We start from the raw sequence: 5,554 nt of genomic DNA, 5'->3' as shown, positions 1-5,554 counted from the left end.
GCACCCTGGACGCGTCCCGAGAAGCCTGCCCCCTCCCCTGAGACACGGCTGGGCCGGGCCGCGACCGTGGCCCGGCCCAGCCGTGTCTCAGGGGAGGGGGCAGGCTTCTCGGGACGCGTCCAGGGTGCGGTCCTTGCGGATCGACGCGAAGCCGTAGCCGACGGTGGTGACACAGAAGTCGTCGGTCGAGCCGGTGTACTCGACGTGGAAGACCGGCTTGCCGGCGTCGCTGAACGGCAGCAGTTTGGCGCACTGGGCCAGCCGGACGCACTCCTCGTTGACCGCGAAGTCGAAGTCCGGGGCCAGCGCGGCGAGTTGCGGCACGTCGTTGGCCAGCCCCGGGGAGAGACTCAGCGAGCGGGCCATCTCGGCGAGCCTGCGGTTGAACAGCAGTTGATCGTCGAAGTCGAGCGGAAAGCCGGTGCGCGCCGCGTACCCGTCGGCGTCGAAGAGCGCCACCGCGCCGAAGCCCTTGCCCCGGCAGAGCCGGAACCGGTCGGCCAGCACCGGTCGGAGCGCGTCCCAACTCCGGACGTCGAGCCACCGGCTGTCGGGTCGACGCCCGGCCGCGCCCCGGACGACCTCCGGGAACCGGCTGACGTCCGGGTCGTCGGAGCGGACCGATCCCACGTTCACCTGGCAGATCAACCGGCGGTCCCGGGAGCGCAGTTCGGCGGTCTGTGCGGCGGTGGTGGCCACCGGGTCGAGGAGGAAGACATGGGCGTCGACCGCCGGGTCGAGCGGGCCGCTGAGCTGCCACTGCCACTGCCAGTGCCGGGCCTGCGCCGCCGGCCACGCGGTGGGCGCGCCGGGCGGGGTGAGCGCGGGCCGGCACCCGTACGCCGGCACCAGGAGCACGAGAGCGACGCTGGCGGACAGGACGCGGTGCAGTGGGCGTACGGCGACGCGTCGCCGCGGCCGGATCCACATCGGCAGCTCCCGGGTCCCGGACGGCCGGTCGCCGCCCGCACCGGTACGCGGCCCCCACGCTCCGGCCCGACGTACCTCACCGGGTCAACGAGCGCGGGGGCGGGAACGACGCGCGGTCAGCGCGGCGCCGCGAAGACCTGCGTCCAGTACGGTCCGTTGCTGTTGGCGATGCCGACGCCGATCTCGGTGAACGAGCAGTTCAGGATGTTGGCCCGGTGGCCGGAGCTGTTCATCCAGGCGTCCATCACCGCGGCGGGGGTCTGCTGGTTCCAGGCCACGTTCTCGCCGTACGTGCGCCAGGCGTAGCCGACCCGGTCCAGCCGGGTGCCGGCGTTGCTGCCGTCGCTGCCGGTGTGCGACATGTTCTTGTGGTCGGCCTGGTCCTGGCTGTGCCGCTGGGCGGCGGTCATCAGCTTGGTGTCGATGCTCAGCGCCTTGCAGCCGGCCTTGGCCCGCTCGGCGTTGACCAGGTTCACCACCTCGCGGGCCTGGGCGCTGACGGAGCCGCTGGAGCCGCTGGAACCGGTGGGGCTGCCGGTGTTGCTCGGCGCGCTGCTGCGCTGGACGCTGCGGCGCGACGCGGCGGTGCTCCGCGACGTCGCCGGCGTGGGCTTGACGACCTTCGTCGGCGAAGGGCTCGGAGACGCCGTGGGGATGGCGGACGGGGAGGGTGCGGCGAGGGTGTCCAGTGCCGGCTCTCCGGTCGGCGCTGCCGACGCGGCGAAGGAGTCGTCGACGGCCGTCGGCTGGGCGGCCCCGTCGTCACCGCCGGGCAGGGCGAGCGCGCCGACGCCGAAGCTCACCACGAGGGTGGCGGCCGCGGCGGCGCCTCCGATCATCAGCGGCCGGCGCCAGCGGCGTGGGGAGCGGTGCCGTCCCTCGCCGGGCCGGCCGGTCTCGGCTGCGCCGTTCCAGCCGTCGGTGCTCTCCGGGTCGGTGTCGGTGTGCCAGCCGCCGGGCGCCTCGGCGCGCCGTACGCCGGTGGTGTCCTGGGCCGGGCGGCTGTCGCCCCAGCGGTCCGTCTCGCTGTCCGGCTGGTAGGCCCCCCAGGCCGCGGTGCGGGCGTCGGCCGCCTCGGCGGGGATCACCGGGTCCGGGTGCCGGCCCTCGGTGGGCTGCTCCCGGTGCCACTCGTCGCCCGACTGACCGGGCTCGTCGCCGAAGAGGTAGGCCGAGCGGGGCTCTGGGCCGTCGTGCAACCAGGCCGGCTCGTCGGTCGGTCCCTCGGCGCGCCGGGGGGCGCCGTTCGGGTCCATCGGATCGGTCCAGCCGTACACGCCTATGCCTCCAGGGGTCGGTTGCGGGCCGGGGTGACGCTACGGCGCGGCGACGACCTGCGGCAACGTGGCTAAGAAAGAGTTAAGGGGAAGTCGGACGCCAGGGTGCGGACTTCCGCAGATCCGGGCGTACAGTAAAGGCGTCCGGACAGAGAGTGTCCGTGCCTTGCGGCAGCCCCCCCGACAAGTGGACAGGTCGACGTGGAGATGATCTACGGCCTGCGAGAACTTGACGAAGGAGGGGTTTGCGGCTCAATATATAGGTGTCGCCAGTCGCGCCCGGTCATGCCCAGATACAGCCTGGAATGACAGCCGCGTATGAATTGGGCGCGCGTTGGCCGGCCTTTCCGGCAGCGCATATCAAGGAGTCAGCATGGCGAAGGCCCTCTACGGCCACGTAGGTGCAGCGCCCGACCGGCGTCTGCTCGACGAGGTCACCCGACTGCGTTCCAGGGTTCAGGCACTGGAGTTCGAGATCACGCGTCTGCGTGCCGACAATGATCGGCTCGCGGCGGCTGCGGCGGAGGCGGACGATCTGCTCCGTCTGGCCGAGCCGGCGCTGACCTGATCTCCAGGTCGTAAAAACTGAATCGCACCACCGCAAAAATACGCGCCGACACCTTCTGTGCCGGCGCGTAACACTGTCCGGGACCTTTTCGGCGCCGACGATTCATGATCTTGCTGCCGATCGTGCGGAGAGCGTGCCGCACAGTTACCGAAAAGCGCGTCGGCGGATAAGCCGATCATGAAAGGCACTTGTCTTTCTCGCGGTCTCCGGAACAACAGTGCGCCCACCGTCGACACGATGCGGGGCGGGTCGCGTGCCGGGCCGCTTCCACCGCCGGGTTAGTCTGCGAGTTCACCCAGGTCCCCACAGCCGGCGACGGTACGGCGGCCACCGGACGAGGATCGAGTAGGTGTATCTCAAGAGCCTGACGGTGAAGGGGTTCAAGTCCTTCGCCTCCGCGACGACGTTGAAGCTGGAGCCCGGGATCACCTGTGTGGTGGGCCCGAACGGCTCGGGCAAGTCCAACGTCGTCGACGCCATCGCCTGGGTCCTCGGTGAACAGGGCGCCAAGGCCCTCCGTGGCGGCAAGATGGAGGACGTCATCTTCGCCGGCACCGCCGGCCGGGCGCCGCTGGGTCGCGCCGAGGTCACCCTCACCATCGACAACACCGACGGCGCGCTGCCGATCGAGTACACCGAGGTCTCCATCACCCGCCGGATGTTCCGCTCCGGCGAGAGCGAGTACGAGATCAACGGCAACTCGTGCCGGTTGCTCGACATCCAGGAGCTGCTCTCCGACTCCGGCATCGGCCGGGAGATGCACATCATCGTCGGGCAGGGCCGCCTCGACGGCATGCTGCACGCCAAGCCGGAGGACCGCCGGGCGTTCATCGAGGAGGCGGCCGGCGTCCTCAAGCACCGCAAGCGCAAGGAAAAGGCGCTGCGCAAGCTCGACGCGATGCAGACCAACCTCAACCGCCTCACCGACCTCACGGCCGAGCTGCGTCGTCAGCTCAAGCCGCTGGGCCGGCAGGCCGAGGTGGCCCGGCGCGCCGCCGCCATCCAGGCCAACCTGCGCGACGCCCGGTTGCGGCTGCTCGCCGACGACCTTGCCACCCTGCGGACCACCCTCGACCGGGAGATCGCCGACGAGACCGCGCTGCGCGAGCGGCGCGAGCAGATCGAGGGTGAGCACACCGAGGTGCAGGGCCGGCTCGGCGAGTTGGAGGCCGCCCTCGCGGAGGACGCGCCGCTGCTCGCCGCCGCCCAGGACACCTGGTACAAGCTCTCCGCCCTCCAGGAACGCTTCCGCTCGATCGAGCAGTTGGCCCGGGAGCGGCTGCGGCACCTCAGCGCCACCGGCGACGACGAGCGGCCCGGCCGCGACCCGGACCAGCTGGAGGCCGAGGCGGAACGCGTCCGCGAGCAGGAAGAGGAGCTGCGCGGCGCGCTCACCGACGACCAGATCCGACTGGCCGAGGCGGTCGAGCACCGCCAGGAGTTGGAACGGCAGTTGGCCGCCGCCGAGCGCGAGCTGGTCGCCGCGGCCAAGGCCATCGCCGACCGGCGCGAGGGGATGGCCCGGCTCACCGGCCAGGTCAACTCCGCCCGGGCCCGGACCACCAGCGCCGGCGAGGAGATCGAACGCCTCGCGACCGCGCACGCCGACGCGCTGGGCCGCGCCGAGCAGGCGCAGGCCGACCTGGACGCGGTCGCCGCCCAGTCCACCGAGGCCGACCGGGACAACGCGGACCTGGACGCCCGGCACGCCGAGGCGGTCGCCGTACAGGAACGGGCCCAGGCCACCGTCCGATCGCTGGCCGACGCCGAGCGGGCGGCGGAGAAGGACGCCGCCACCTGGAAGGCCCGCGAGGAGGCACTCGCCCTGGGGCTGCGGCGCAAGGACGGCGCCGGGGCGCTGCTCGCCCGCGCCGGGGACGTGCCCGGCCTGCTCGGCAGCCTCGCCGGGCTGCTCACCGTCGCGCCCGGTCACGAGGCCGCGCTGGCCGCCGCGCTCGGCGGCCTCGCCGACGCGGTCGCCGTCACCGGGGTGGACGAGGCCGTCGAGGCGATGCGGCTGTTGAAGATCTCCGACGCAGGCCGCGCCGGCCTGCTGGTCGGCAGCCCGGCGGGGCCCGGCATGACCGGCTCCGCCGACGCGCTGCGCCCGAAGCTGCCGGACGACGCCCGGTGGGCGCCCGACCTGGTGGAGTGCACCGCCGAGCTGCGTCCGGCAGTGCACCGGGCCCTGCGGGACGTGGCGCTCGTCGACGATCTCGCCGCCGCCGCCGAGCTGGTCGCCAACAACCCCGAGCTGCGGGCGGTCACCCCGGACGGTGACGTGGTCGGGGCGTACGCGGCGGCGGGCGGTTCGGCCAAGGCCCCCAGCTACATCGAGGTTCAGGCCGCCGTCGAGGAGGCCCGCGCCAACCGGGTCACCGCCGAACGCGCTGGCCTGGAGCTACGTGATCAGTTGGTCGAGGCGCGTGCCGAGGTGGCTGCCGCCAAGGAGGCCGTGCAGCACGCCGCCGCCGAGAAGCGCGAGGCGGAGAGCCACCGCAACGCCGCCGCTCGCCGGCTGGCCGAGCTGGGCGCGGCGGCCCGTTCCGCGAAGGCCGAGACCGACCGGCTCGGCGACTCCCACTCCCGCGCCGAGGCCGCCCGGCAACGGGACCTCACCGCGCTCGCCGAGCTGGAGGAGCGGCTACGGCTGGCCGAGGAGACCCCGGTCGACGCCGAGCCCTCCACCGAGGAACGGGATCAACTCGCGGCCATGGTGCCGCAGGCCCGGCAGAACGAGATGGAGGTCCGGCTCGCCGTGCGTACCGCCGAGGAGCGG

Annotated in this window: 4 protein-coding genes; 2 read left to right on the top strand and 2 right to left on the bottom strand. The window is 72.9% G+C overall.

Annotation, left to right across the window (positions count from 1 at the left end; translation table 11 throughout):
• Positions 1–87 precede the first annotated feature (87 nt).
• Both DLJ58_RS00640 and DLJ58_RS00635 read right to left on the bottom strand, forming a co-directional pair.
• Positions 88–930, bottom strand: coding sequence for an endo alpha-1,4 polygalactosaminidase (locus tag DLJ58_RS00640; protein ID WP_124853372.1), 843 nt, complete (start codon positions 928–930; stop codon positions 88–90).
• Between the two features lie 116 nt (positions 931–1,046).
• A complete protein-coding gene (locus DLJ58_RS00635; protein WP_124853373.1) occupies positions 1,047–2,186 on the bottom strand; it encodes a CAP domain-containing protein in 1,140 nt (379 codons plus the stop codon).
• Positions 2,187–2,580: 394 nt separating this feature from the next.
• Between DLJ58_RS00635 and DLJ58_RS00630 the strand changes: the two genes are divergently transcribed.
• Both DLJ58_RS00630 and smc read left to right on the top strand, forming a co-directional pair.
• Positions 2,581–2,775 carry a hypothetical protein gene (locus DLJ58_RS00630; RefSeq protein ID WP_030487463.1) on the top strand — a complete coding sequence of 65 codons (195 nt, stop codon included), beginning with the start codon at positions 2,581–2,583 and terminating at the stop codon, positions 2,773–2,775.
• A gap of 349 nt (positions 2,776–3,124) precedes the next feature.
• On the top strand, positions 3,125–5,554 hold a 2,430-nt coding region (smc, locus tag DLJ58_RS00625), incomplete at its 3' end, for a chromosome segregation protein SMC (RefSeq protein ID WP_124853371.1).

Source organism: Micromonospora arida (assembly GCF_003857035.1).
Lineage (GTDB): Bacteria > Actinomycetota > Actinomycetes > Mycobacteriales > Micromonosporaceae > Micromonospora > Micromonospora arida.
The sequence above is the reverse complement of the archived record's forward strand: the minus strand, read 5'-3'. Positions and strand labels throughout refer to the sequence as shown.

Coding starts and splice junctions, on each gene's coding strand:
- DLJ58_RS00640 (WP_124853372.1), bottom strand. CDS start 930: ATGTGGATCCGGCCGCGGCGACGCGTCGCCGTACGCCCACTGCACCGC.
- DLJ58_RS00635 (WP_124853373.1), bottom strand. CDS start 2,186: ATGGACCCGAACGGCGCCCCCCGGCGCGCCGAGGGACCGACCGACGAG.
- DLJ58_RS00630 (WP_030487463.1), top strand. CDS start 2,581: ATGGCGAAGGCCCTCTACGGCCACGTAGGTGCAGCGCCCGACCGGCGT.